This is a genomic window from Streptomyces sp. NPDC058457, from assembly GCF_042720695.1.
Taxonomy (GTDB): domain Bacteria; phylum Actinomycetota; class Actinomycetes; order Streptomycetales; family Streptomycetaceae; genus Streptomyces.
The window spans coordinates 62464-84222 of sequence record NZ_JBHXLU010000041.1 but is presented as its reverse complement, the minus strand read 5'-3'; the positions used below and the strand labels follow the sequence as shown (position 1 = coordinate 84222).

Below are 21759 nucleotides of genomic sequence, written 5' to 3'. Positions count from 1 at the left end.
GCGGAGTGAGAGCGGCGCGGCGGCCGGTGCGGGCGGAGGTACTGGGGCGGCTCGCGGCGGCCGACCCCGGGCTGCTCCGCTTCACCGCCGGTCTGCGCACGGTCACCTCGATCGCGCTCACGCTCGCCGTCCTCGCGGCGCTGCGGTTCGACGTGTCCCATCTGGTGGCCGGGGCCATCACGGCGATGGTGGCCACCTTCGCGATCCGGGAGAAGGGGCGGCCGGAGCAGGCCGTCACGCTCGCCCTGGGCCTGCCGGCGGCGCTGGCGTCGATGTCGCTGGGCGCGCTGCTCAACTCCCGGGTGGTGGCCGGCGACCTGTTCTTCGTGGCGCTCATCTTCTGCGCGGTCTACAGCCGCCGTTTCGGCGACCGGGGCACGGCGCTGGGCCTGATCGGCTTCCAGATCTACTTCGCCTCGCTGTTCGTGCACGCGACCGTGCCCGCGCTGCCGGACCTGTACCTCACGATCACGGTGGCGTTCGGCTGCGCGGCCGTGGCGCGTTTCGTGCTGGTACGGGAGACCGCCGCGGGCATCCTGGACCGGCTGCGGCGTGCCTTCCGGGCCCGGTTCGCCCAGCTGGTCGCCGCGCAGGCCGAGTTGCTGGACGCCGGGCCGGACGAGCTGGACAAGGCGGTGGAGGAGGTCCGGGTCAGGACCGCCCGGCTGCACGAGACGGCGCTGCTGATCCAGGGGCGGCTCGCGGACGGCACCTCCGACGAGGCGGTGGCCAGGCTGGTGCAGCGCCGGATCGCGGACGCCGAGATCGCCGCCGAGCGGCTCGGGCTGCTGCTGCTCACCGCCCGCAGCGCCGAGCGGGCGGACACGCTCACCCTGCATCTGCCGGGCGCCCCGCTGCCGTCGGCGGCCGTGGAGCCGGTGCGGGACGAGGCGATGGAGCGGCTGCGGCTCGACCTGGAGGCGTTGCGGCTGCTGGTGCTGCGGCCGGCCGGGCCCGAGAGGGGAACCGCGCTGGCCCGGCTCCGCAACCGGCTCCTCGGCTACCGCGAGGAGGAGCACCTGCCGCCCGCCTCGCCCGCCGTCCAGGACGTGTTCCGGGGCATCGGCGAGGCCGCGCGGGCGGTGCTGGGGCTGCGGATCGCGCTGGACGGGCCGCAGGACGAGTCCGACGACACCCCGGCCACCTCCCGGTCCCGGGAGGAGCTGGACGCCGAGGACGCGGCCATCGAGGGCGTCGAGGAGGGCGACCGGGAGGCCGAGGAGGCGACCGGGCTGCGCCGGCCGACCACGCGGGCGGCGGTGCAGGTGGCGGTCGGCTCGTCGCTGGCCATCGTCGGCGGGGAGTTCCTGTCCGCGCAGCGCTGGTACTGGGCGGTGCTGACCTGCTGGATCGTGTTCATCAACACCGCGTCCACCGGCGAGATCCTGGTCAAGGGCTACCGGCGGCTGCTCGGCACGGTGCTCGGCGTGGTGGCGGGCATCGTGCTCGCGGGACTGGTCGGGCACCACACCTGGACGGCGTTCGGGCTGGTGCTGGTCTTCATCTTCGCGATGTTCTACTCGGCGCCGATCTCGTACACCCTGATGTCGTTCTTCGTGACGGCGATGCTGGGTCTGCTGTACACCCTGCTCAACACCTACAGTCTGGACGTCCTGGTGCTGCGGGTGGCGGAGACGGCGCTCGGCGCGGTGTGCGGGGTGATCGCGGCCGCGGTGGTGCTGCCGGTGCACACCGACCGCCGTACCGACGAACTCCTCGTCGAGACCCTGGACCGGCTGGCCGACGTCACCCGGGCCTCGGCCGACCAGTTGAGCGGGGCGCCGCCGGCCGACCTGGTGGAGAAGGCCCGCGACCTGGACCAGGCACTGGCCGATCTGGCGGCGGCCGTGCAGCCGCTGACGCATCCGATCACCCCGCTGCGCTCCCGCCGGGACACCGCACGCTATGTGGTGGCGCTCCTGGAGACCTGCGCCTATCACGCGCGGTCCCTCGCCGCGACGGCGGAACTGCTGCCGACCCATCCGGCGATCGCGGCGGATCCCCGGCTGCGCGGAGCGGGGCGGCGGATCGTGCACAACATCGAGGCGATCGCCGCCCAGGTGGCCGACCGGCGGCCGGTCCCCGGGATCGAGACCGGTCCCAGCATCGCGGCGATGCTGGAGCCGGGCACCCTCCGGGCGCCGCGCTACGGCCGGGTGACCGACCGGGTGCTGCGGCATCTGCAGCGTCTCGACGAGGCGGTGGTGGGCCTGGCCAGGCCGCTGGGGGTGCCGGTGCGGCCGCGGGCGGCCGCATGACGGGGCGTCACGGTGCCGTGTCCCAGCGGCCGGCGGGGGATCCGGCCGCCGCGTCCGCGGGGATCGTCCGCGGAGATCAGGAGGGCCCGCCCAGGGCCTCGGCCCTGACCCGGGCGCAGCTGCGGCTGATGAGCCGGGAGACGTGCATCTGCGAGATGCCGAGGCTCTCGGCGATCCGGCTCTGCGTCATGTCCTCGAAGAACCGCATGTAGAGGATGGCCCGTTCCCGCTCGGGCAGCCGCCGCAGCCCCTCCCTGGCCGCCTCCCGGTCGACGACGACGTCGTAGGAGCCCTCGGACTCCCCGAGGGTGTCGACCAGGCTGTAACCGTCCTCGCCCCTGGCGAGTTCGGCGTCCAGGGACAGGGTGCTGAAGCTCTCCAGGGCCTCCAGACCGGCGGTGACCTCGTCCTCGGTCAGGCCGGTGCGGGCGGCGAGGTCGGCGACGGTGGGTTCCGGGGAGCCCGGATTCTGGGTGAGATCGCGGCGGGCCGCCCGTACCCGGTTGCGCAGTTCCTGCACCCGGCGCGGCACGCGCAGCGCCCACATCCGGTCGCGGAAGTGCCGTTTGACCTCACCGGTGATGGTGGGCACCGCGTAGCTCTCGAAGGCGCCCCGTGCGGGGTCGTAGCGGTCGACGGCCTTCACCAGGCCGAGCGCGGCGACCTGGCGCAGGTCCTCGACGGACTCGCCCCGGTCCCGGAACCGGCCGGCGATGCGGTGGGCCATGGGCAGCCAGGCGGCGACCAGTTCGTCCCGCAGGACGCCTCGCTCGGGGCCGTCGTCGAGCGCGGCGAGGCGGGCGAAGCGGGCCGCCGTGTCGGGGGCGTCGTCGTGGGTGCGGCGGGGCTTCGTGCGGGCGGTGCGGCGTGGTGTCGTGCGGGCGGTGCGGTCGGGCGTGCGGGGACGGCTGGTCGACGATGGGGTGGGCATGCGGAATCGCTCCTGAACTGTGGGTTTCAGGGCGTCACCGGAACGAGGTCCCGGGACTCGGCCCGAACTGCGGTGTCAGGGCCGCCGCGGAAGCACCACCGGACCGCTCTGCGGCCACGGGGGCCGTCGTACGACTGCTTCCGCCGGCGCGCGCCTCCGGTCCGAAGCACGACAGTCCGACTGCCCCTTCGATCCGGGCGCAAACAGCGGCATCCCTGAAATCTGCACACCGGCTCAGGCCAGGGGCACGACCGCGGTGATCCGCTTGCCGCCGCAGGGCAGTCCGGCGACCTCCACGTCACGGGCCAGCCGGCACACGATGGGCCAGCCCCGGCCGCCGGGCCGCCAGCGGTCGCTTTCGTCCGCGGCTCGTTCGGCCACCGGTATCTCGTCGCTGCGGTCGCTGACCGACACCCGTACCGCGCAGCCCTCGACGTCCACGTCGAAGCCGGTGATCCCGCCGCCGTGCAGGATCGCGTTGGTGGTCAGTTCCGAGGTGACCAGCAGGGCGTCGTCGAGGGCTCCGGCGGTGCACGGCAGCTCCTGTCGGGCGACCGCGCCGCGTACCGCTCTGCGGGCGTCGGCAGGCCGCAGTGCGGGCCGGCGGAACTCGGGTGGTGCGGCTGAGGACTCGGTCCGGTATTTCTCGTGCATCCTTTCGCCCCCTGGGTGGTGGGCCGGTTGCCGGTCGGCTGAGTCCCTTCCGTACGGGTCTCTCCTTTCCGCCTCACCGGTCGGGACGAGTCCAAACCCGTTCGGGTGGCGCAAGGGGCTCCCCAAAGTGAAACGGGTCACGTAGCCTGTTCCCAGCTACACGAAATGGCGCTGGATGGTTTACCGTTCACCCATAAGTGGTCGAGGAGTTGACTTCGGGTCCTCCCCCGCCACCTCTGACGGCCCTGGCTGGCCTCCCCCGTCCAGCCAGGGCTTTTTCATGCCCGGACCGTCTCCCGACGGCGATTCCCACCCTCTTCGAGGTGCCCGGCTGGGCGGCAGCGGCTGAAATGGGCGTAGGGAAAGCACCCCGTACCCTCGCCGGCGAGGAGCCCCGTGCCATGACCAAAGCCATCAAACTGCTGACCGCCCTGCCCCAGGCCCAGCGCGAGCGCCTCATGGAACTGGCTCACGAGGTGTCCTTCCCCGAGGACAGCAGGATCTTCGAGGCCGGCGGCACCGCGGACCGCTTCTGGGTGATCCGCTCGGGAGCGGTCAACCTCGACCAGGAGGTGACCTCCCGCAAACGGGTGACCGTCGCCAGTCTGGGCGCCGGCGACCTGCTCGGCTGGTCCTGGCTGTTCCCGCCGTACACCTGGGACTTCGGGGCGGTGGCCTTCAGCCAGGTACGGGCCTACGAGTACGACGCCTCGGCCGTGCTCGCGCTGTGCGTGGAGGATCCGCTGCTCGGTCTCTCGCTGGTACGGACCGTCGCCGAGATCCTCGCCAGCCGGCTGGAGGTCACCCGGGGCAAGCTCCTCGACGCGTATGTCGGGCGACGGCCGGCGTAGCGGGTCAGACGCGGTAGCGGCGCAGGGCCGGGACGGCGGCGGCCAGGGCCAGCATCACCGCCACCACCAGCAGCCCGCCGCCGGCGACCGCCGCGCGCGGCCCGAAGACCGAGCCCGCGGTGCCGTGCAGCACGTCGGCCAGGCGCGGACCGCCCGCGACCACCACGGTGAACACGCCCTGCATCCGGCCGCGCATCTCGTCGGTCGCGGCGGAGAGCAGGATCGCGCCGCGGAAGACCATCGAGACCATGTCGGCGACCCCGGCGGCGGCCAGGAAGGCCACGGCGACCCAGAGGTTGCGGCTGAGCCCGAACCCGGCGACGGCCGCGCCCCAGCCGACGACCGCGCCGATCACCATCCAGCCGTGCCGGCGGGCCCGCGAGAAGGTGCCGGAGAGGAGCCCGCCGAGGACCGCGCCGACGGGGATCGCCGCGAACAGCAGGCCGAGCGCGAGCCCCTCGCCGTAGGGGGCGTACGTCTGGGCGGCGAGCTGTGGGAACAGGGCGCGGGGCATGCCGAAGACCATCGCGATGATGTCCGCGAGGAACGAGAGCAGCAGCACCTTGTGCATGGAGATGTACCGGAAGCCCTCCGCGATCTCGCGGACCCCGGCGCGCCGCGCCGTCGCGGCGGCCAGCGGCGGCAGCGCGGGCAGCCGGTAGACCGCCCACACCGTCACGCACAGCGCCAGTGCGTCGATCAGGTACAGCGCGGGCAGCCCGATGACGGGGATCAGGGCACCGGCGAGCAGCGGACCGACCACCTGCCCGGTCTGCATGACCGTCGAGCCGAGCGCGTTGGCGGCGGGCAGCTGCGCCTCGGGGACCAGCCGGGCTATGGAGGCGGTACGGGCGGGCGCGTTCAGCCCCCAGAACGCCTGCTGCATCGCGAGCAGCACCATCAGCGCGGCCACGGACTCCATCCCGGTGACCGCCTGGACGAAGAACAGCAGCGAGGTCACGCCGATGCCGATGTTGGTGATCAGCAGCAGCTTGCGGCGGTCCATGGTGTCGGCCACCGCGCCGCCCCACAGCGCGAACACGATCAGCGGCAGCAGCCCGGCGAGGCTGGCCGCGCCGACCCAGGCGGACGACCCGGTGATGTCGAAGATCTGCTTGGGCACGGCGACGGCGGTCAGCTGGCTGCCGACCGAGGTGACGATGGTCGACGTCCACAGCCGGCGGTAGGCCGGGATGCGCAGCGGGCGGGTGTCCATCGCCCAGCGCCGCCAGCCGCTCCGGGGTGGGGCGGCCGTGGCGTCGTCGGGGGTCTGGGTGTCGGACTGGGTGCCGCTCTCGCTGGTGTCCACGGAGTTCCTGGTGTCCTGGTCTTCTCGATGCCCGCTACATCTTTCGATTGCAGGATCACTATCCCAGCAACTTCTGTCGCTGCCGAACCGGTTGTCTCAGGATGCGGCCGCTCCGGGGTCCAGGCACGCCTCAAGATCCCGCCACCAGCATCACCCCGAGCCCGATCATGGTCAGCGCCACCAGCCCGTCCAGCACCCGCCAGGCGCCCGGCCCTGCGAGGTACCGGCCGAGCAGCCGGGCGCCGAAGCCGAGGGCGGTGAACCAGCACAGGCTGGCCAGCGCGGCACCGAGGCCGAAGGTCCAGCGCAGGTCGCCCCGGTCGGCGGCCAGGGTGCCGAGCAGGAACACGGTGTCCAGGTAGACATGCGGGTTCAGCCAGGTCATGGCCAGACACGTGAGCACCGCCCGGCGCCGGGACCCCGCCGCCTCGCCCTCGGTGCGCAGGCCGCCGTCGCCGGGCCGCAGGACCCTGCGGGCGGCCAGGGCGCCGTAGCAGAGCAGGAAGGCACCGCCGATCAGCCCGACCGCCCGTACCGCCCCCGGCCAGGCCACGACGATCGCGCCCACCCCGCCGACGCCGAGCGAGATGAGGGCGGCGTCGGAGAGCGCGCAGATGCCGACGACCACGAGGACCGCGTCACGGCGGATGCCCTGGCGCAGCACGAAGGCGTTCTGGGCGCCGATGGCGACGATGAGCGAGAGGCCGCTGCCGAAGCCTGCGGCAGCGGCGGCGAGAGAGCTGGACATGCCCTCGACGCTACGGAAGCGATCACTGTGGGTACAGCTAAAGATTTTTACGTACCCTTAGCACTGCTGAAGAAAGGGGACCGGAGGAAGGAGTGGGGTGATGGAGCTGGAGCTTCCCCTCGACCAGGTGCGGACCCTGCTGACGGTGGTGGACGAGGGCACGTTCGACGCGGCGGCCGCGGCGCTGCATGTGACGCCGTCGGCGGTCAGTCAGCGGGTGAAGGCTCTGGAGGAGCGCACGGGCCGGGTGCTGCTCCGGCGCACCAAGCCGGTACGGCCCACGGAGTCGGGCGAGGTGCTGGTCCGGTTCGCCCGGCAGCTGGCGCGGCTGGAGCGGGACGCGCGCGGCGAGCTCGGCATGAGCGGCGCCGGGGAACCGACCCGGGTGTCGGTGGCGGTCAACGCGGACTCGCTCGCGACGTGGTTCCTGGCGGCGCTGACCGGTCTGCCGGACGTCTGTGTCGAACTGCGGCGGGAGGACGAGGACCACACGGCCGCGCTGCTGCGGGAGGGGCTGGTGATGGCGGCGGTGACCTCGTCGCCGGACGCGGTGCCGGGGTGTTCGGTGCGGGCGCTGGGGCGGATGCGGTACCTGCCGGTGGCGGCGCCGGAGTTCGCGTCGGCGCACCTGACGGGCGCGCTGCCGGATGCGCTCGCCGCTGCGCCGGTGATCGTGTTCGACCGGGTGGACGACTTCCAGGACGGGTTCGTACGACGGCTGGGGGGTGCGGGCGCGAGTGTGCAGCGGCATTACGTGCCGACGTCCGAGGGGTTCGTGGACGCGGTGACGGCGGGGATGGGGTGGGGGATGGTGCCGGAGGCTCAGGCGGAACCGCGATTGCGGAGGGCCGAGTTGGTGCGGCTCGGTGGGGATTCGTGGGTGGACGTGCCGTTGTACTGGCAGCAGTGGAAATTGGATTCGCCGGCATTGGGGGCGGTGGCGGAGGCGGTAACACGTGCGGCTGGGAGTGCGTTGCGCCAGCCGTGAGGGTGCGACCGGTGGTCGGGCGGGTGCGGGTGGGTGGGGGTTGCTCGCGCAGTTCCCCGCGCCCCTGACGGGGCGCTCCAGGCCGGGGCGTTTACAAGCAGCGTTCTGCACTGTCCAGGAGCATGTCCAGGGCCGTCGGGTAAGCGCTTGTCACCATGCGCTTGGCCAGTAGTCGCGACGCCTCCGCGATGCGGGGGTGCGTCGTGGGCGGGAGGCGGGCGTAGGTCGAGTGCCACTTGTCCTCGTCGGCTCGCTGGGAGTCCTTCGGGAGGGTCAGGGAGGCCGCGTCCAGGGCCGCGAAGGCCAGGGTCTGGTCGATGAAGGCGTGGTAGACGCGTACGGTCTCGGGGAGCGAGAAGCCCGCCGTGCGGAGGACGTCCAGGACCGCCTCGTCGGCGGCGAGTTCATGGGCCCGGCCCGTCACCCGGTTCGTCGTCAGCAGGGCCGCCTGCGGGTGCGCGACGTACTGCGCGTGGATGCGCAGACCTATCGCGCGCAGGTCCGTCCGCCACTCCCCCGTCGGCGTCCAGCCGGCCAGCGCCTCGCCGATGAGCGCGTCGCCGATCGCCAGGGTCAGGTCGTCCATCCCCCGGAAGTAGCGGTACAGGGTGCTGGGGTCGCAGTCGAGGGCGAGACCCAGGCGGCGGGCGGTCAGGCCCGCGCTGCCGTGCTCGCGCAGCAGGCGCAGCGCGGTCTCCACGATCAGCCGCTCGGAGAGCACCGTGCCGCTGCGGGTGGGGCGGCGCCGACGGCGCTTCTCCTCCGGTACGACCGGTTTGGGCATCGCACACTCCCTGCCGTTCTTATGCCAACGCCATTGACCTTACGTGACGGCCCGGCGTTTCATTCCGGCCAGGGCGCCCCCGTACTCGACCTCGCTCTCTGTCCCAGAAGGAGATCCCCGCATGCGTGTACTGCTCGTGGGAGCCGGTGGTGTGGGCACCGCCGTCACCCGGATCGCCGCCCGCCGGCCGTTCTTCGACCTGATGGTGGTCGCCGACTACGACCCGGCGCGCGCCGAGGCAGCGGTGGCGGGCGTCGGCGACGACCGGTTCCGCGCCGAGCGCGTCGACGCCGGTGACGAGGCGGCCGTGGCCGAGCTGCTGGCCCGGCACGGCTGCGACGTGCTGCTCAACGCCACCGACCCGCGCTTCGTCATGCCCCTGTTCCGGGCCGCCCGGACGGCCGGTGCGGGCTACCTCGACATGGCGATGTCGCTGTCCCGGCCGCATCCCGAGCGGCCGTACGAGGAGTGCGGGGTGAAGCTCGGTGACGAGCAGTTCGCGCTTGCCGGGGAGTGGGAGAAGGCCGGTGCGCTGGCGCTGGTCGGCATGGGGGTGGAGCCCGGGCTGTCGGACGTGTTCGCCCGGTACGCGGCCGACGAGCTCTTCGACGAGATCGAGGAGATCGGCATCCGCGACGGCGCGAACCTGACCGTGGACGGCTACGGCTTCGCGCCCTCCTTCAGCATCTGGACCACCATCGAGGAGTGCCTCAACCCGCCCGTCGTGTACGAGAAGGGGCGCGGCTGGTTCACCACCGCACCGTTCAGCGAGCCCGAGGTGTTCGACTTCCCGGACGGGATCGGGGCGGTCGAGTGCGTCAACGTCGAGCACGAGGAGGTGCTGCTGGTACCGCGCTGGGTGGACGCACGGCGGGTCACCTTCAAGTACGGGCTCGGGACCGAGTTCATCGAGACGCTGAAGACGCTGCACCTGCTGGGCCTGGACCGCACCACCCCGGTGACCGTGCCCGGCGCCGACGGCCCAGTCGCGGTCTCGCCCCGGGACGTGGTCGCCGCCTCGCTGCCCGACCCGGCGACGCTGGGCGAGCGCATGCGCGGCAAGACCTGCGCGGGCACCTGGGTGCGCGGGGTGAAGGACGGGAAGCCGCGGGAGGTGTATCTCTACCACGTTGTCGACAACGAGTGGTCCATGGCGGAGTACGGTTGTCAGGCCGTGGTGTGGCAGACGGCCCTCAACCCGGTCGTCGCCCTCGAACTCCTGGCCACCGGCGCGTGGTCGGGCTCGGGCGTCCTCGGCCCGGAGGCGTTCCCGGCCCGCCCGTTCCTCGACCTGCTGACCGAATACGGCTCCCCCTGGGGTCTGCGCGAGCAGTGACCGCCCGCGAATTCCAGGGGACTTGGCCGTTTCGGCCCCGCCCGCTGCGGTGACCCGGACCCGAGCAACGCGCACCCGCAACGGCAGAGTCGACTTGGATCGCAGGTGACTTCGATGGACGACTGGCGAGACCGCGCCGAGTGCCGCAACGAGGATCCCGACCTCTTCTTCCCGATCGGCACCACCGGCCCGTCGCTGCATCAGACGCGGCGGGCGAAGGCGGTCTGCGAGCGCTGCCCGGTGCAGGAGCCCTGTCTGCGCTGGGCGATGGAGAGCGGGCAGGCGATCGGCGTCTGGGGTGGTACGACCGAGGCGGAGCGCCGGCTGCTGGCCCGGCGCCGGCAGCGGGCGGCGCGCCGGTTCAGCTGACGTCGGCCGGGGCCGGTGCGGCCGGCAGCCGCAGGGTGAACTCGGCGCCCTTGCCCGGTTCGCTGCGCACCTCGGCGGTGCCGTCGTGGGCGGCGAGCAGATGGCGCACGATCGGCAGACCGAGGCCGCTGCCTCCGGTACGGCGGCTGCGGGACTTCTCCGCGCGCCAGAACCGCTCGAAGACGTGCGGCAGGTCGTCGGCGGAGATGCCCGGGCCGGTGTCGGTGACGGTGAGGACGACGTCGTCGCCGTCATGGCGGGCGGACAGGGTCACCGTGCCGTCGGCGGGGGTGTGCCGGATCGCGTTGGAGACCAGGTTGCCGAGGGCCTGCCGCATCCGTACCGGGTCGGCGTCGAGCCAGGCGGTGCCGTCGGTGTCGGTCAGCAGGGTGACCCCGGCCGCGTCGGCGGCGACCCGGTGGGCGGCGGCGGCCTGGTCGATCAGGTCGGCGGCACGCACCGGTTCGCGGTGCACGCGCAGGGTGCCGGCGTCGGCGGCGGCCAGGTCCTGGAGGTCGTCGATGATCCGCTGGAGGACCAGGGCCTCCTCGTGCAGGGAGCCCAGCAGGGCCGGGTCGGGGTCGACGAGGCCGTCCCGGGTGACCTCCAGCCAGCCGCGGATGTTGGTGAGGGGGCTGCGCAGTTCGTGGGCGATGTCGCTGACCATCGCCTTGCGCTGCTCCTCCAGCCGTTCCCGGCGCTCGGTGAGGTCGTTGAACGCCTCGGCCAGCAGCCCGGTCTCGTCCCGGGTGCGCACCGGCGCCCGGACGTGCAGTTCGGGCGGCTGCTGCGCGGCGGCCGTGAGCGCGCGCAGCGGCCGTACCAGGCGCATGGCGACGACGGCGGTGACGGCGACCGTGACGGCGAGGACGAGGCCGGCCGCGCCGACGATCTTGGCCTTGTTGGCCGGGGACATGTCGAAGCGGGGCGCGGTCTGGTCGCCGATGCCGAGGAACAGTTCCGCGGCCGGGGCGACATACGGTTCCAGCTGGGTGCGCCGGGCGTTGAGGACACAGTTCTTCGCGATCTGGTCCATCGATCGTCTGACGTCCTTCTTGGTGATGAGGAAGCCGCCGGAGACCGGGTTGCGCCCGGTGGTGTCGTAGGTGAGGGACAGCTTGCCGCCCAGGTCCATGTCCTTGGCCTGGAGGCAGGGGCGGGCCAGGCCGGTCAGCGCGGTGAGGGCCTTCGTCTCGGTGGGGGTCGGGAAGTCGAGCGCCGAGTTGCGGCCGGTGGCGCCGGTCATCACGAGGTCACCGCAGCCGTACTTGTAGTAGTAGGAGGTGTCCGTGCCGTCCTCGACGACGACATAGGGCCGCCCGCTCGGAGTGTGCTGGACGCTGGTGCCGGTGCTGAACCGGCCGAAGCAGGACTTCTGCTTCTCCGCGACCAGGTCCATCTCCTTGCGTTCGGCCGCGGTGAGCCGGAACGGGCCCACCGCACGCGGGTCGATGCCGCTGAGCTGGGCGCCGAACTCGGTGTACGTGTCGGTGTGCAGCGGGTCCACGGCGGCCGCGGGCCGAGGGGGCAGCGGGGTGTCGTGCAGCGCCGAGTCGGCGATCGGCGTGCGGTCGGCGGTGGTCAGCGCGATCCTGCGGCCGGTCTTCCTGGCCAGTGTCCGCACGGTGTGCTGGACCCCGGTCCAGTCGGGGTGGTCCGCCGCGTACCCGCTGAGCTCGGCGAGGATCTTGTTGTCGGCGGCGAGGTCCTGCCCCTGCTCCTCCTCCAGCGCGCTGGTGGTGGTCGTCACGGCGAGCCAGGCGGTGGCGGCCACGGAGCAGAGGGCGATCAGCACCGAGGTGAACAGCAGCCGGACCAGCAGCCGTTTGCGCCACGGTATCCGGGGCTTCACGGCCGCCCCCCGCTCAGCTTGTAGCCGACGCCGAACACGGTCACCAGCCGCACCGGCCGGCGGGGATCGGCCTCGATCTTCCGGCGCAGGTTCATCACATGGACGTCGACGGCCCGTTCGGTGGAGGACCGGTCGAAGCCGCGGGTGCACTGGAGCAGCTGCCGCCGGCTGAACACCCGGTCCGGTTCCCCGGCCATGGCGAGCAGGATCTGGAACTCGGCCGGGGTCACCTCCACCGGCTGCCCGTCGCAGCGCACCTGGTGCCGCACGGGATCGACGCTGATCCCGGCGGCGGTCACGGCGGGTTCCTCCTCCCGGACGGCGGCGGCCCGCCCGCTGCGCCGCAGGATCGTCCGGATCCGCGCCATCAGCTCGCGCGGGCTGTACGGCTTGGTCATGTAGTCGTCGGCACCCAGCTCCAGGCCGAGCAGCACGTCGTCCTCGTCGGACCGGGCCGTGAGCATCAGCACCGGGATCTCCGGGTCGCCGCCGCGCAGCACCCGGCAGACACCGAAGCCGTCGATCACCGGGAGCATCAGGTCGAGGACGACCAGGTCGGGCCCGAGCCGCCGGGCCGCGTCGAGCGCCGCGGCCCCGTCATGGACCACGGTCGCGCTGTGCCCCTCGGCGAGCAGCGATCTCCGGATCAGCTCGGCCTGCATCTCGTCGTCCTCGGCGACCAGCACATGTGCGCACACAGGTTCGGATCCTAAGGGGAGTTCCGGCGGCCTACTGGGCGAGCCAGTCGGCGTACCCCATGACGACGACCGGATGCCGGTCCGGATCGAGGGTGCGCAGCAGCTCCTTCATATGCGCCTTGGCGACGCTCACACAGGCGTGCGTCGGACCGCCGTGGTCGACGTGCAGCCACACGCCACCGCCGCGCTTCGCGCCCAGCGGCCGGGTCCAGTCGAGCGGTGACGTGCCCGGCTCACGGTTGTAGTTGATGGCGACGACATAGTCGAAGGAACCTTCCAGCGGCTCCCCCTCGAACCCGGTGCCGGGCGACACGAATCCATAGGACTGGTGGTACGGCAGCCTGCTCCCCGGGTCGGCGAGCAGGCCCCCGGCGTCGGTCAGCCCGTACATCCCGACGGGCGAGCGCAGGTCCCCGGCCATGTGACGCTCACTCCAGCCGTCCTTGCCGTTGTGCGCGGGCCAACGGGCGCCGGGCTCCCAGATGTCGTCGTCGCGCGAGTAGAGCACGACGGTCGAGAGCGGCGAGTCCTTGCCCCGCCCGGTGGCCACGACCACCTGCTCCGTCCGCTCGGGTATCGCGGCCGTCGTCCTGGGCCCGAGCCCGGGTATCCCGCTCGGCTGCGGGCTGCTGCTCTCGGGTGCGGGGGAAGCCGTCACCCGCACCGGCCGGTCGTCCTCCGACCGACTCGGCGCAGCCTCGGCGCCACCCCCGCACCCGGAGAGCAGGAGGGGGGAGGCGGAGAGAAGGGCGACGGCGGCTCTGCGATGGATCATGAGACAGACCCTGACCGACGCTTGTAAGAAACTCGTCAGCTTTTGACGCCCGTTAGCGGCAACGCGCCCCGTCAGGGGCGCGGGGCTGTGTCGATTTGCGGCTGCCGCCGCGTGGGCGCGAGCAACCCCCACCGGCCGGCACCCCGAACCGCTACGGCTTGCCCTCCTTGTACAACCACGTCTGGAACAACGAACCGAGATCCTGCCCCGACTCCTTCTCCGCGAGCTTCACGAACTCCGCGGTGGTCCCGTGCCCGTACCGGTGCTGCGAAGCCCAGTCCCGCAGGATCCGGAAGAACACCGCGTCCCCGACCGCCTTCCGCAGCTCGTGCAGGGCCATCGCACCCCGCGCGTACACCGGCGTGCCGAAGATGTTCGCTCCGCTCCCCGGATCCCCCGGCGGGTACGCCCACAACTCGTTGCTCGCCGGTTTGGCGTACAGCGCGTCGAAGGTCTTCTGCGCGCTGTCGCCCCCGTGCTGCTCGCTGTACAGCCACTCGGCATACGTGGCGAAGCCCTCGTTCAACCAGATGTCCTTCCAGGCGGTGAGGGAGACGGAGTCACCGAACCACTGGTGGGCGTTCTCGTGCACGAGCGTGCTCAGGTCCGGCGCCGAGTCGTAGATCGGCCGGCCCTGCGTCTCCAGCGCGTACCCGACGCTCGGCGCGTGGTCGACGATCGACCCGGCGGACCGGAACGGGTACGGCCCGAACAGCTTGCTCTCCCACTCCAGCACCGACGGCAGCTTCTTCAGCACCGCCGCCGACCCGCTCGCCTCACGCGGGTCGACCGCGTTGTACACCTTGATCCCGTCCCGGGTGGTGTACTGCTGCACCTTGAACTTGCCGACCGTGGCGGTGGCGAGGTATGCGGCCATCGGCTCGGTCTGCCGCCACCGGAAGGTCGTGCGGCCGTCGGACGTGTGCTGCCCGAGGAGGACGCCGTTGGCGACGGCGGTGCGGCCCTTGGGGACGGTGATCGTGAAGTCGTACGACGACTTGTCCTTGGGGTGGCTGTTCCCCGGGAACCAGGTCATCGCACCCTGCGGCTCCCCGGCCACGAACGCGCCGTCGTCGGTGCGGATCCAGCCGTCGGCCGAGCCGTCGGGGTCGGTGACCTGCTTGGGGGTGCCGTTGTACGCCACGGTGACCCGGAAGTCCTGGCCCTTCGCCAGCGCCCGCGACGGCGTGACGACGAGTTCCTGTCCGCTGCGGCTGAAACGCGCGGTCCGGCCGTCGACCGTCACCCGGGTGACCTTCAGACCGCTGAGGTCGAGGTCGAAGCGGGTGAGCTTCTGGGTGGCGCGGGCGGTGAGGACCGCCTTGCCGTCGAGGTGCCGGGACGAGGTGTCGTAGCGGAGGGTCAGGTCGTAGTGGCTGACGTGGTAGCCGCCGTTGCCGCTGAGCGGGAAGTAGGGGTCGCCCGCGCCCGCGCCGCCCATGGTGCCCGCCGAGGCCGTTCCGGCGCCGGCGAGCAGGGCCGCCACGGCGACCGGGACGGTGGCGAGGACGGCCTCGCGGCGAAGGACTGCGGTACGTCTGCGTGCGCCCTGCACAGGAACTCCTTGGGGGGTGGCCGGTGATCAATAGCCCTACAGACTAGGCGCGCGGGTGTCCGCGTTTCCCCCTCATTCTGGTCAAGCTGTGCCGCGTCGGCAGCCCGTGGCGCGAGTCCCCGCATACGCTCGCGGCACCGTCGGCGAGCCGAGAGGTGCATCGATCGTGAGCGTGCGCGTCCGCAGGATCTATGAGTCGCCCGAGCCGGAGGACGGGGTGCGCGTCCTGGTGGACCGGCTGTGGCCGCGCGGGCTGTCCAAGGAGAACGCGCAGGTGGACGAGTGGCCGAAGGGGCTGACGCCGTCGAACGAGCTGCGCCGCTGGTTCCACGACGGCGGGTCGTACGAGGAGTTCACCCGTCGTTACGAGGCCGAGCTGGCCACTCCCGAGGCCGCCGAACTCCTCGACGGTCTGCGGGAGTCGACTCGAAAGGGCCAGGTGACCCTGCTCACCGCGTCCAAGACCCCGGACGGGAGCCACGCCACGGTGCTGGCGCGGCTCCTCACCGCCTAGGCGGTCTGCTCCGCCGCCGCGCGTCCCGCCGCCCGGCCCGAGAACAGGCAGCCGCCGAGGAACGTGCCCTCCAGCGCGTTGTAGCCGTGCACGCCACCGCCGCCGAACCCGGCCACCTCGCCGGCCGCGTACAGCCCGCCGATCGGCTGCCCGTCGGCGCCGAGGGCGCGGGAGTCCAGGTCGGTCTGGATGCCGCCGAGGGTCTTGCGGGTGAGGACGTGCAGCTTGACGCCGATCAGCGGTCCGGCGGCCGGGTCCAGGATGCGGTGCGGGGTGGCGACCCTGCCCAGCCGGTCGCCGATGTAGCGGCGGGCGTTGTGGATGCCCTGGACCTGGGAGTCCTTGCTGTAGGAGTTGTTGATCTGCAGGTCGCGGGCGACGATCTGGCGGCGCACCTCGGCGGCGTCGAGCAGTGCCTTGTCGGTGAGGCCGTTCATCTTCTTCACCAGCTGATCCAGGGAGTTCGCGGTGACGAAGTCCGCGCCGTGGTCGAGGAAGGCCTGCACCGGGCCGGGCGCGCCCTTGCCGAGCAGCCGGTCACGGAGCACGGCCTTGCGGTCCTTGGCGGTGATGTCGGGGTTCTGCTCGGAGCCGGAGAGCGCGAACTCCTTCTCGACGATCTTCCGGGTGAGGACGAACCAGGAGTGGTCGTAGTCGGCGATGTCCTCGGTGGTGCGCAGGTACTTGAGGGTGTTGAGGGTGTCGTAGCCCGGCAGGCAGGGGTCGGGCAGGCGGCGGCCGAGGGCGTCGAGCCAGATGGAGGAGGGGCCGGGCAGGATGCGGATGCCGTGGCCGGGCCAGACGGGGTTCCAGTTCTGGAGGCCCTCGGTGTAGTGCCACATGCGGTCGCGGTTGACCAGGCGGACGCCGGCGTCGGCGCTGATGTCGAGCATGCGGCCGTCCACGTAGGCGGGGACGCCGGTGACCATCTCGGCGGGGGGCGTGCCGAGGCGTTCGGGCCAGTAGCGGCGGACGATGTCGTGGTTGGCGCCGATGCCGCCGGTGGTGACGACGACGGCCTGGGCGGTGAGTTCGAAGTCGCCGAGGCGGTCGCGGTTGGAGGCGACGCCGCGCGGCGAGTCGTCGGGGGCGAGGACCGTGCCACGCACCCCGCGCACCTCGCCGTCCTGGACGACGAGTTCGTCGACCTGGTGACGGTGATGGAAGGTGAGCAGCCCGTCGCGGGCGGCCTGCTTGGCGTAGCGGGCGAAGGGCTCGACCACACCGGTGCCGGTACCCCAGGCGACGTGGAAGCGTGGGACGGAGTTGCCGTGGCCGTGGGCGCGCAGGTCGCCGCGCTCGGCCCAGCCGACGGTCGGCAGCAGGCTGATGCCGTGGCTCTGCAGCCAGGGCCGCTTGTCGTACGCCGCGAACTCGACGTACGCACGCGCCCAGCGCACCGCCCAGGAGTCCTCGTCGTCCTTCCGGTCGAACTGGGCGCTGCCCTGCCAGTCGTTCCAGGCCAGGTCGAAGGAGTCCTTGATGCCGAGGCGGCGCTGCTCGGGCGAGTCGACGAGGAAGAGCCCGCCGAAGGACCAGAACGCCTGGCCGCCGAGGTTGGCGGAGTTCTCCTGGTCGACCAGGGCGACGCGCCTGCCCCTGCTGGTGAGTTCGTGCGCCGCGACCAGGCCGGCGAGGCCGGCTCCGACGACGATGACGTCCGCGTCCATGGCGACTTCTGCCCTTCTCATACGGGGTGTGTGGTGCCGTTCGTTCGTGCGGGGTGGGTGCTGCCTTCGGTCAGCAGCGCGGTGAGCAGTTGCTTGAGCCAGGTACGGGCCCGGTCCACGTCCTTGTCGAGCAGCAGCTGGACGGTGACCCCGTCGTACGCGGCGACCACGGCGTGCGCGGCGCCGTCGGCATCGCCGAGCACGGCGGGGACCGGGGTGTGGCCGCGGGCCCGGAAGAGCCGGTCGGCGATGGCCTGGCGGAGCCGGGTGCGGTGGTCGAGGAGGATGTCGGCGACGGCCGGGTCCCGGGCGGCGTGCACCAGGAAGTCGGTCTTCACCAGCAGCCAGTCCACGTCGAGGAGCAGCACGTCGGTGACCCGGTCCACCGAGGCCGGTACGTCCAGGTCGGGTCCGTCGCCGGCGAGCGCGTCGGCGACCTGCCGGGCTATGAGGTCGGCGCGCTCCCGGTAGAGGGCGAAGAACAGCTCGTCGAGGGTGGCGAAGTTGGAGTAGAAGGCGCCGCGGCTGAACCCGGCGGCCTCGCAGACCTCCTCGATGGAGACCCGCCCGAAGCCCTTGGCGGCGAACACGGTGAACGCGGCGTCGAGCAGCCGGGCGCGGGTCTGCACCCGCCGCCGGGTCACGCGCTGGGGCGCACCGCCGCTCGCTGCCATGTACCGGCCTCCGTTCGATACGCGAATGTATCGGATACACCAACGTATCGAAAGACCTACGACGGCACACGCGGAGAATCTGAAGGGAACATATTTTCGATTACAGAGTACGCTGAACTCATGGCCACGCACCTCCAGGGCTCCCTGTTCGACCAGACCGACGAGCTGCGGCTCGGCAGCCTCGACGGCATCGGCCGGACCGCACTGGGCTCCGGCGCCTGGATCGACGTGCTGCCCGGCTGGCTGAGCGGCGCCGACGCGCTGTTCGAACAGTTGGCGACGGACGTCCCGTGGCATGCCGAGCGCCGCACGATGTACGACAACGTCGTGGACGTACCGCGCCTGCTCGCCTTCTACGGCGCCACCGACCCGCTCCCCCACCCCGTCCTCACCGAGGCCCGCGGGGCGCTCACCCGGCACTACGCCGAGGAGCTGGGCGAGCCGTTCGCCACCGCCGGGCTCTGCTACTACCGCGACGGCCGGGACAGCGTCGCCTGGCACGGCGACCGGATCGGCCGGGGTGCGCGCGAGGACACCATGGTCGCCATCCTCTCCGTGGGCGCCCCCCGCGACCTGCTGCTGCGCCCGCTGCACGGCGGCCCCTCGGTCCGGCGCCCGCTGGGCCACGGCGACCTGATCGTGATGGGCGGCTCCTGCCAGCGGACCTGGGAGCACTGCATACCCAAGACGGCCCGGGCCACCGGGCCGCGGATCAGCGTCCAGTTCCGGCCACCCGGCGTGCGCTGACCAGGGTCCTCGTCAACCGGTGACCCACGCCATGTGGTTGGCTGTCCTCCGTTTCGATCTGCACGAACGGGCGAGCCGGAGTGATCATGCGGGCAGCGGTACACGAAGTCGGCAAGGGCGCCTATCTGGTGCACGGACAGCACACCAACTGGGTGATCCTCAAGGACGGTGACGCCGTCACGCTGGTCGACACCGGCTACCCCGGCGACCGGCAGGGACTGCTCGACTCCCTCGCGGAGGTGGGCAGTTCACCGGCGGCGGTGGCGGCCGTCCTGATCACGCACGCGCACAACGACCACCTCGGCTCGGCCGAGTACCTGCGCGACGCCCACGGTACGCCGGTCTATCTGCACGAGGCCGAAGTACCGCACGCCCGCCGGGACTTCCTCCAGCAGGTGGCCGTGGGCGAGGTGCTGAAGAACGCCTGGCGGCCGGGTGTGGTGCCGTGGCTGGTGCACGTGCTGCGCGTCGGCGGCACCGAGCAGCACCCGGTCAAGGCGCCCGAGGCGTTCCCGGTCGCCGACGGCCCCCTCGACCTGCCGGGCCGACCGGTCCCGGTGCACACCCCCGGCCACACCGACGGGCACACCGTCTACCACCTGCCCGACGCCGGTCTGGTGATCTCCGGGGACGCCCTGGTCAGCGGCCACCGCACCTCACGGATCCAGGGGCCGCAGCTGCTGCCCGACATGTTCCATCACCAGCGGGACCGGGCCCTCGCCTCGCTGGAACTGATCGGCGCGCTCGACGGCGACGCCCTGCTGCCGGGCCACGGCCCGCTGCACCGGGGCTCGGTACGGGCGGCCGCCGAGCGGGCCCGGGAGCTGGCCTCGTAACCCTCCGGCCTTAAGGTTCGTCCCATGGCCTTGCAGATCAGCGCCACCAACCCGGAGCATCCCGCGCTCCTGCTCGAACTCCCCTGGGACGTCCCGCTGGAGGAGTGGCCCGAGGAGTACCTCGTGCCGCTCCCCCGGGGCATCTCACGGCACGTGGTGCGCTACGCCCGGGCCGGCAGCGAGGTCATCGCGGTGAAGGAGCTCGCGGAGCGCCCGGCGCTGCGCGAGTACGAACTGCTGCGCGACCTCGACCGGCTCGGCATCCCCGCGGTCGACCCCCTTGCAGTGATCACCGGCCGCCTCGACCCGGCCGGCGAACCCCTGGAGTCGGTGCTGGTCACCCGGCACCTGGGCGGCTCGATGCCGTACCGCTCGATGTTCGAGACGACCATGCGCCCGGCCACCATGCACCGCCTCATGGACGCCCTGGCGGTGCTGCTGGTGCGCCTGCACCTGGCCGGGTTCGCGTGGGGCGACTGCTCGCTGTCCAACACCCTGTTCCGGCGCGACGCGGGCGCGTACGCGGCGTACCTGGTGGACGCCGAGACCGGCGACCTGCACCCGCAGCTGAGCAACGGGCAGCGGGAGTACGACCTCGACCTGGCCCGGGTGAACATCAGCGGTGAGCTGCTCGACCTGGAGGCGTCGGGGGCGCTGCACCCGTCCCTGGACCCGATCGAGTTCGGGTTCGAGATCTGCACCCGCTACGGCGAGCTGTGGGGGGAGCTGACCCGGACCTCGGTGTACCCGGCCGGCAAGTACCAGTACATCGAGCGCCGGATCCGGCGGCTCAACGACCTCGGCTTCGACGTGGCCGAGATGCAGATCGAGCACTCCTCCAACGGCGACTCGGTCACGTTCGTGCCGAAGGTCGTCGACGCCGGCCACCACCAGCGCCAGTTGCTCAGGCTGACCGGCCTGGACGCCGAGGAGAACCAGGCCCGGCGGCTGCTCAACGACCTGGAGAGCTGGATGGCCACCCAGGACGACTACGCCCCGGGCGACCCTCCCCCAAGCTCTCAACTTCGTTCGAGCAGGGGGGACCCCCATGCCGCGCGACCAGAGGTGCTGGCCCACCGGTGGGTGCGGGACGTCTTCCGCCCCACCGTGCGGGCCGTACCGCTGGAGCTGCGCGGTTCCATGGACCCGGCCGAGATCTACCACGAGCTGCTGGAACACCGCTGGTACCTGTCCGAGCAGGCGCAGCACGACATAGGCCTGGACAAGGCGGTCGACGACTACATCGAGAACGTGCTGCCCAAGGCGCGGGAGACCCTGGAGCCGGTCACCCCGGAATGAGCCGAGCGGGCGGGCCGTGGGTCAGTCGTGCGGGACCACGGCCACCGGGCAGTCGGCGTGGTGCAGCACCCCGTGCGCGACCGACCCGATGCGCGCCCCGACCGCCGTGCGGTGGGCGCGCCGCCCGACGACCATCAGCTGGGCGTGACCGGCCACCGACAGCAGCACCTGGCCCGCGCTGCCCATCTCGACGTGCTCGGCGACCGGCACCCCCGGAAAACGCTCGCGCAGCGGCCGTACCGCCTCGGACAGCGCCTTCCTCTCGAAGGGCTCCATGCCGCCGGCCTCGTCCAGCAGCTTCAGCGAGCCCGGGCTGTAGGCGAAGACCGGCGGCAGGGTCCAGGCCCGCACCACCCGGACCGTCGCGCCCCGGGCCGCCGCCGTCTCGAACGCGAACTCCAGCGCGGCCGCGCTGTCCTCGGGCCCGCCCTGCTGGCCCACGACGACCTCCCGCCCGGCCGCCTCCGCCGCGGGCCGGTCCCCGGCGCGCACCAGGACCACCGGCCGGGCGGCCTCGGCGATCACCTGCTGGCCGACGGAACCCAGCAGGAACCCGACGACCCGGCCGTGCCCGCGCGAACCCAGCGCCAGCAGCTCGGCGCCGGCCGCGGCGTCCACCAGCACCTCGACCGGGCCGCCCTCCACCACGTCGACGCTCACCGCGAGCTCCGGATACCGCCCGGTGACGGTCCGCACCGACTCGGTCACTCCGTCGGACACCCACCCGCGCTGGGTCTCCCGGTCAACGCCGACCGCCTCGTGCGCCTCGTACCGCCAGGCATGCACGACCCGCAGCGGCAGCCCCCGGCGCACCGCTTCCCGGGCCGCCCAGTCGAGAGCGGCGATGCTCTCCTCCGTACCGTCCACCCCTGCCGTGATCGGGCGTGTCATGCACCGGCCTCCTCGTCGGT

The 21759-nt window shown here is 72.3% G+C and carries 21 protein-coding genes; 9 read left to right on the top strand and 12 right to left on the bottom strand.

All coding sequences use genetic code 11. The features are described 5' to 3' along the window. The first annotated feature begins 5 nt into the window (after positions 1 to 5). On the top strand, positions 6 to 2258 hold the full coding sequence (locus ACFWPS_RS28735; RefSeq protein ID WP_383709682.1) for an FUSC family protein: 2253 nt from the start codon (positions 6 to 8) through the stop codon (positions 2256 to 2258). A gap of 76 nt (positions 2259 to 2334) precedes the next feature. Here ACFWPS_RS28735 and ACFWPS_RS28730 read toward each other — a convergent pair whose 3' ends face one another. Then, complete coding sequence (locus tag ACFWPS_RS28730) at positions 2335 to 3189, bottom strand: SigB/SigF/SigG family RNA polymerase sigma factor (protein WP_383709679.1); 855 nt, start codon at positions 3187 to 3189, stop codon at positions 2335 to 2337. 234 nt (positions 3190 to 3423) lie between these two features. Beyond that, positions 3424 to 3843: an ATP-binding protein gene (locus ACFWPS_RS28725; protein ID WP_383709676.1), complete on the bottom strand. Its 420-nt coding sequence runs from the start codon at positions 3841 to 3843 to the stop codon at positions 3424 to 3426. 401 nt (positions 3844 to 4244) lie between these two features. On the opposite strand from ACFWPS_RS28725, the gene ACFWPS_RS28720 reads away from it, so the two are divergent. Further along, positions 4245 to 4694, top strand: coding sequence for a cyclic nucleotide-binding domain-containing protein (locus ACFWPS_RS28720; protein ID WP_383709673.1), 450 nt, complete (start codon positions 4245 to 4247; stop codon positions 4692 to 4694). A gap of 4 nt (positions 4695 to 4698) precedes the next feature. Here the strand turns inward: ACFWPS_RS28720 and ACFWPS_RS28715 are convergent, their stop codons facing one another. Further along, positions 4699 to 6003, bottom strand: a complete 1305-nt coding sequence (locus ACFWPS_RS28715) for an MFS transporter (RefSeq protein WP_383709671.1) — start codon at positions 6001 to 6003, stop codon at positions 4699 to 4701. A gap of 130 nt (positions 6004 to 6133) precedes the next feature. Beyond that, complete coding sequence (locus ACFWPS_RS28710) at positions 6134 to 6751, bottom strand: LysE/ArgO family amino acid transporter (protein WP_383709668.1); 618 nt, start codon at positions 6749 to 6751, stop codon at positions 6134 to 6136. A gap of 100 nt (positions 6752 to 6851) precedes the next feature. On the opposite strand from ACFWPS_RS28710, the gene ACFWPS_RS28705 reads away from it, so the two are divergent. Then, positions 6852 to 7739: a LysR family transcriptional regulator ArgP gene (locus tag ACFWPS_RS28705; RefSeq protein WP_383709666.1), complete on the top strand. Its 888-nt coding sequence runs from the start codon at positions 6852 to 6854 to the stop codon at positions 7737 to 7739. 91 nt (positions 7740 to 7830) lie between these two features. On the opposite strand, the gene ACFWPS_RS28700 is transcribed toward ACFWPS_RS28705, so the two are convergent. Beyond that, on the bottom strand, positions 7831 to 8523 hold the full coding sequence (locus ACFWPS_RS28700) for a TetR/AcrR family transcriptional regulator (protein WP_383709663.1): 693 nt from the start codon (positions 8521 to 8523) through the stop codon (positions 7831 to 7833). 121 nt (positions 8524 to 8644) lie between these two features. On the opposite strand from ACFWPS_RS28700, the gene ACFWPS_RS28695 reads away from it, so the two are divergent. Together ACFWPS_RS28695 and ACFWPS_RS28690 are read left to right on the top strand one after the other, a co-directional pair. Continuing rightward, the gene (locus ACFWPS_RS28695; protein WP_383709660.1) at positions 8645 to 9859 is read left to right on the top strand and encodes a saccharopine dehydrogenase family protein; all 1215 of its coding nucleotides are present in this window, start codon (positions 8645 to 8647) and stop codon (positions 9857 to 9859) included. Positions 9860 to 9973: 114 nt separating this feature from the next. After that, complete coding sequence (locus ACFWPS_RS28690; protein WP_089102668.1) at positions 9974 to 10228, top strand: WhiB family transcriptional regulator; 255 nt, start codon at positions 9974 to 9976, stop codon at positions 10226 to 10228. Here ACFWPS_RS28690 and ACFWPS_RS28685 read toward each other — a convergent pair. The 4 genes from ACFWPS_RS28685 to ACFWPS_RS28670 all read right to left on the bottom strand — a co-directional run bounded on the left by ACFWPS_RS28685 (position 10221) and on the right by ACFWPS_RS28670 (position 15108). Then, a complete protein-coding gene (locus ACFWPS_RS28685; RefSeq protein WP_383709657.1) occupies positions 10221 to 12080 on the bottom strand; it encodes an ATP-binding protein in 1860 nt (619 codons plus the stop codon). The two genes, ACFWPS_RS28690 and ACFWPS_RS28685, sit on opposite strands and share 8 nt — an antisense overlap. Next, entirely contained in the window at positions 12077 to 12778 is a 702-nt protein-coding gene (locus tag ACFWPS_RS28680) for a response regulator transcription factor (protein ID WP_383709654.1), read from the bottom strand. The genes ACFWPS_RS28685 and ACFWPS_RS28680 overlap by 4 nt, the downstream gene beginning before the upstream one ends. A gap of 31 nt (positions 12779 to 12809) precedes the next feature. Further along, a complete protein-coding gene (locus ACFWPS_RS28675; RefSeq protein WP_383709651.1) occupies positions 12810 to 13553 on the bottom strand; it encodes a hypothetical protein in 744 nt (247 codons plus the stop codon). Positions 13554 to 13704: 151 nt separating this feature from the next. Continuing rightward, positions 13705 to 15108 carry a M1 family metallopeptidase gene (locus ACFWPS_RS28670; protein ID WP_383709649.1) on the bottom strand — a complete coding sequence of 468 codons (1404 nt, stop codon included), beginning with the start codon at positions 15106 to 15108 and terminating at the stop codon, positions 13705 to 13707. A 166-nt stretch (positions 15109 to 15274) separates the two neighbouring features. On the opposite strand from ACFWPS_RS28670, the gene ACFWPS_RS28665 reads away from it, so the two are divergent. Further along, positions 15275 to 15622: a DUF488 domain-containing protein gene (locus ACFWPS_RS28665; protein WP_383709647.1), complete on the top strand. Its 348-nt coding sequence runs from the start codon at positions 15275 to 15277 to the stop codon at positions 15620 to 15622. Here the strand turns inward: ACFWPS_RS28665 and ACFWPS_RS28660 are convergent. Together ACFWPS_RS28660 and ACFWPS_RS28655 are read right to left on the bottom strand one after the other, a co-directional pair. Continuing rightward, the gene (locus ACFWPS_RS28660) at positions 15619 to 17292 is read right to left on the bottom strand and encodes an FAD-binding dehydrogenase (RefSeq protein WP_383709711.1); all 1674 of its coding nucleotides are present in this window, start codon (positions 17290 to 17292) and stop codon (positions 15619 to 15621) included. The genes ACFWPS_RS28665 and ACFWPS_RS28660 overlap by 4 nt on opposite strands. A gap of 17 nt (positions 17293 to 17309) precedes the next feature. Then, a complete protein-coding gene (locus ACFWPS_RS28655) occupies positions 17310 to 17966 on the bottom strand; it encodes a TetR/AcrR family transcriptional regulator (protein ID WP_383709645.1) in 657 nt (218 codons plus the stop codon). A 120-nt stretch (positions 17967 to 18086) separates the two neighbouring features. Here ACFWPS_RS28655 and ACFWPS_RS28650 point away from each other — a divergent pair, with 120 nt between their 5' ends. From ACFWPS_RS28650 to ACFWPS_RS28640, 3 genes are all read left to right on the top strand, one after another. Beyond that, positions 18087 to 18713: an alpha-ketoglutarate-dependent dioxygenase AlkB gene (locus tag ACFWPS_RS28650; RefSeq protein WP_383709642.1), complete on the top strand. Its 627-nt coding sequence runs from the start codon at positions 18087 to 18089 to the stop codon at positions 18711 to 18713. Between the two features lie 86 nt (positions 18714 to 18799). Further along, entirely contained in the window at positions 18800 to 19549 is a 750-nt protein-coding gene (locus tag ACFWPS_RS28645; protein WP_383709639.1) for an MBL fold metallo-hydrolase, read from the top strand. A 24-nt stretch (positions 19550 to 19573) separates the two neighbouring features. Next, positions 19574 to 20848, top strand: a complete 1275-nt coding sequence (locus tag ACFWPS_RS28640; RefSeq protein WP_383709636.1) for a DUF4032 domain-containing protein — start codon at positions 19574 to 19576, stop codon at positions 20846 to 20848. Positions 20849 to 20869: 21 nt separating this feature from the next. On the opposite strand, the gene ACFWPS_RS28635 is transcribed toward ACFWPS_RS28640, so the two are convergent. Next, a complete protein-coding gene (locus tag ACFWPS_RS28635; protein ID WP_383709633.1) occupies positions 20870 to 21739 on the bottom strand; it encodes a universal stress protein in 870 nt (289 codons plus the stop codon). Between the last annotated feature and the right edge of the window lie 20 nt (positions 21740 to 21759).

What these genes read in the sequence shown, in the direction of transcription:
- ACFWPS_RS28730 (WP_383709679.1), bottom strand. Translation starts at nt 3,189, where the DNA reads ATGCCCACCCCATCGTCGACCAGCCGTCCCCGCACGCCCGACCGCACC.
- ACFWPS_RS28710 (WP_383709668.1), bottom strand. Translation starts at nt 6,751, where the DNA reads ATGTCCAGCTCTCTCGCCGCCGCTGCCGCAGGCTTCGGCAGCGGCCTC.
- ACFWPS_RS28660 (WP_383709711.1), bottom strand. Translation starts at nt 17,292, where the DNA reads ATGGACGCGGACGTCATCGTCGTCGGAGCCGGCCTCGCCGGCCTGGTC.
- ACFWPS_RS28675 (WP_383709651.1), bottom strand. Translation starts at nt 13,553, where the DNA reads ATGATCCATCGCAGAGCCGCCGTCGCCCTTCTCTCCGCCTCCCCCCTC.
- ACFWPS_RS28720 (WP_383709673.1), top strand. Translation starts at nt 4,245, where the DNA reads ATGACCAAAGCCATCAAACTGCTGACCGCCCTGCCCCAGGCCCAGCGC.
- ACFWPS_RS28645 (WP_383709639.1), top strand. Translation starts at nt 18,800, where the DNA reads ATGCGGGCAGCGGTACACGAAGTCGGCAAGGGCGCCTATCTGGTGCAC.
- ACFWPS_RS28705 (WP_383709666.1), top strand. Translation starts at nt 6,852, where the DNA reads ATGGAGCTGGAGCTTCCCCTCGACCAGGTGCGGACCCTGCTGACGGTG.
- ACFWPS_RS28640 (WP_383709636.1), top strand. Translation starts at nt 19,574, where the DNA reads ATGGCCTTGCAGATCAGCGCCACCAACCCGGAGCATCCCGCGCTCCTG.
- ACFWPS_RS28650 (WP_383709642.1), top strand. Translation starts at nt 18,087, where the DNA reads ATGGCCACGCACCTCCAGGGCTCCCTGTTCGACCAGACCGACGAGCTG.
- ACFWPS_RS28690 (WP_089102668.1), top strand. Translation starts at nt 9,974, where the DNA reads ATGGACGACTGGCGAGACCGCGCCGAGTGCCGCAACGAGGATCCCGAC.
- ACFWPS_RS28725 (WP_383709676.1), bottom strand. Translation starts at nt 3,843, where the DNA reads ATGCACGAGAAATACCGGACCGAGTCCTCAGCCGCACCACCCGAGTTC.
- ACFWPS_RS28635 (WP_383709633.1), bottom strand. Translation starts at nt 21,739, where the DNA reads ATGACACGCCCGATCACGGCAGGGGTGGACGGTACGGAGGAGAGCATC.
- ACFWPS_RS28695 (WP_383709660.1), top strand. Translation starts at nt 8,645, where the DNA reads ATGCGTGTACTGCTCGTGGGAGCCGGTGGTGTGGGCACCGCCGTCACC.
- ACFWPS_RS28700 (WP_383709663.1), bottom strand. Translation starts at nt 8,523, where the DNA reads ATGCCCAAACCGGTCGTACCGGAGGAGAAGCGCCGTCGGCGCCGCCCC.
- ACFWPS_RS28655 (WP_383709645.1), bottom strand. Translation starts at nt 17,966, where the DNA reads ATGGCAGCGAGCGGCGGTGCGCCCCAGCGCGTGACCCGGCGGCGGGTG.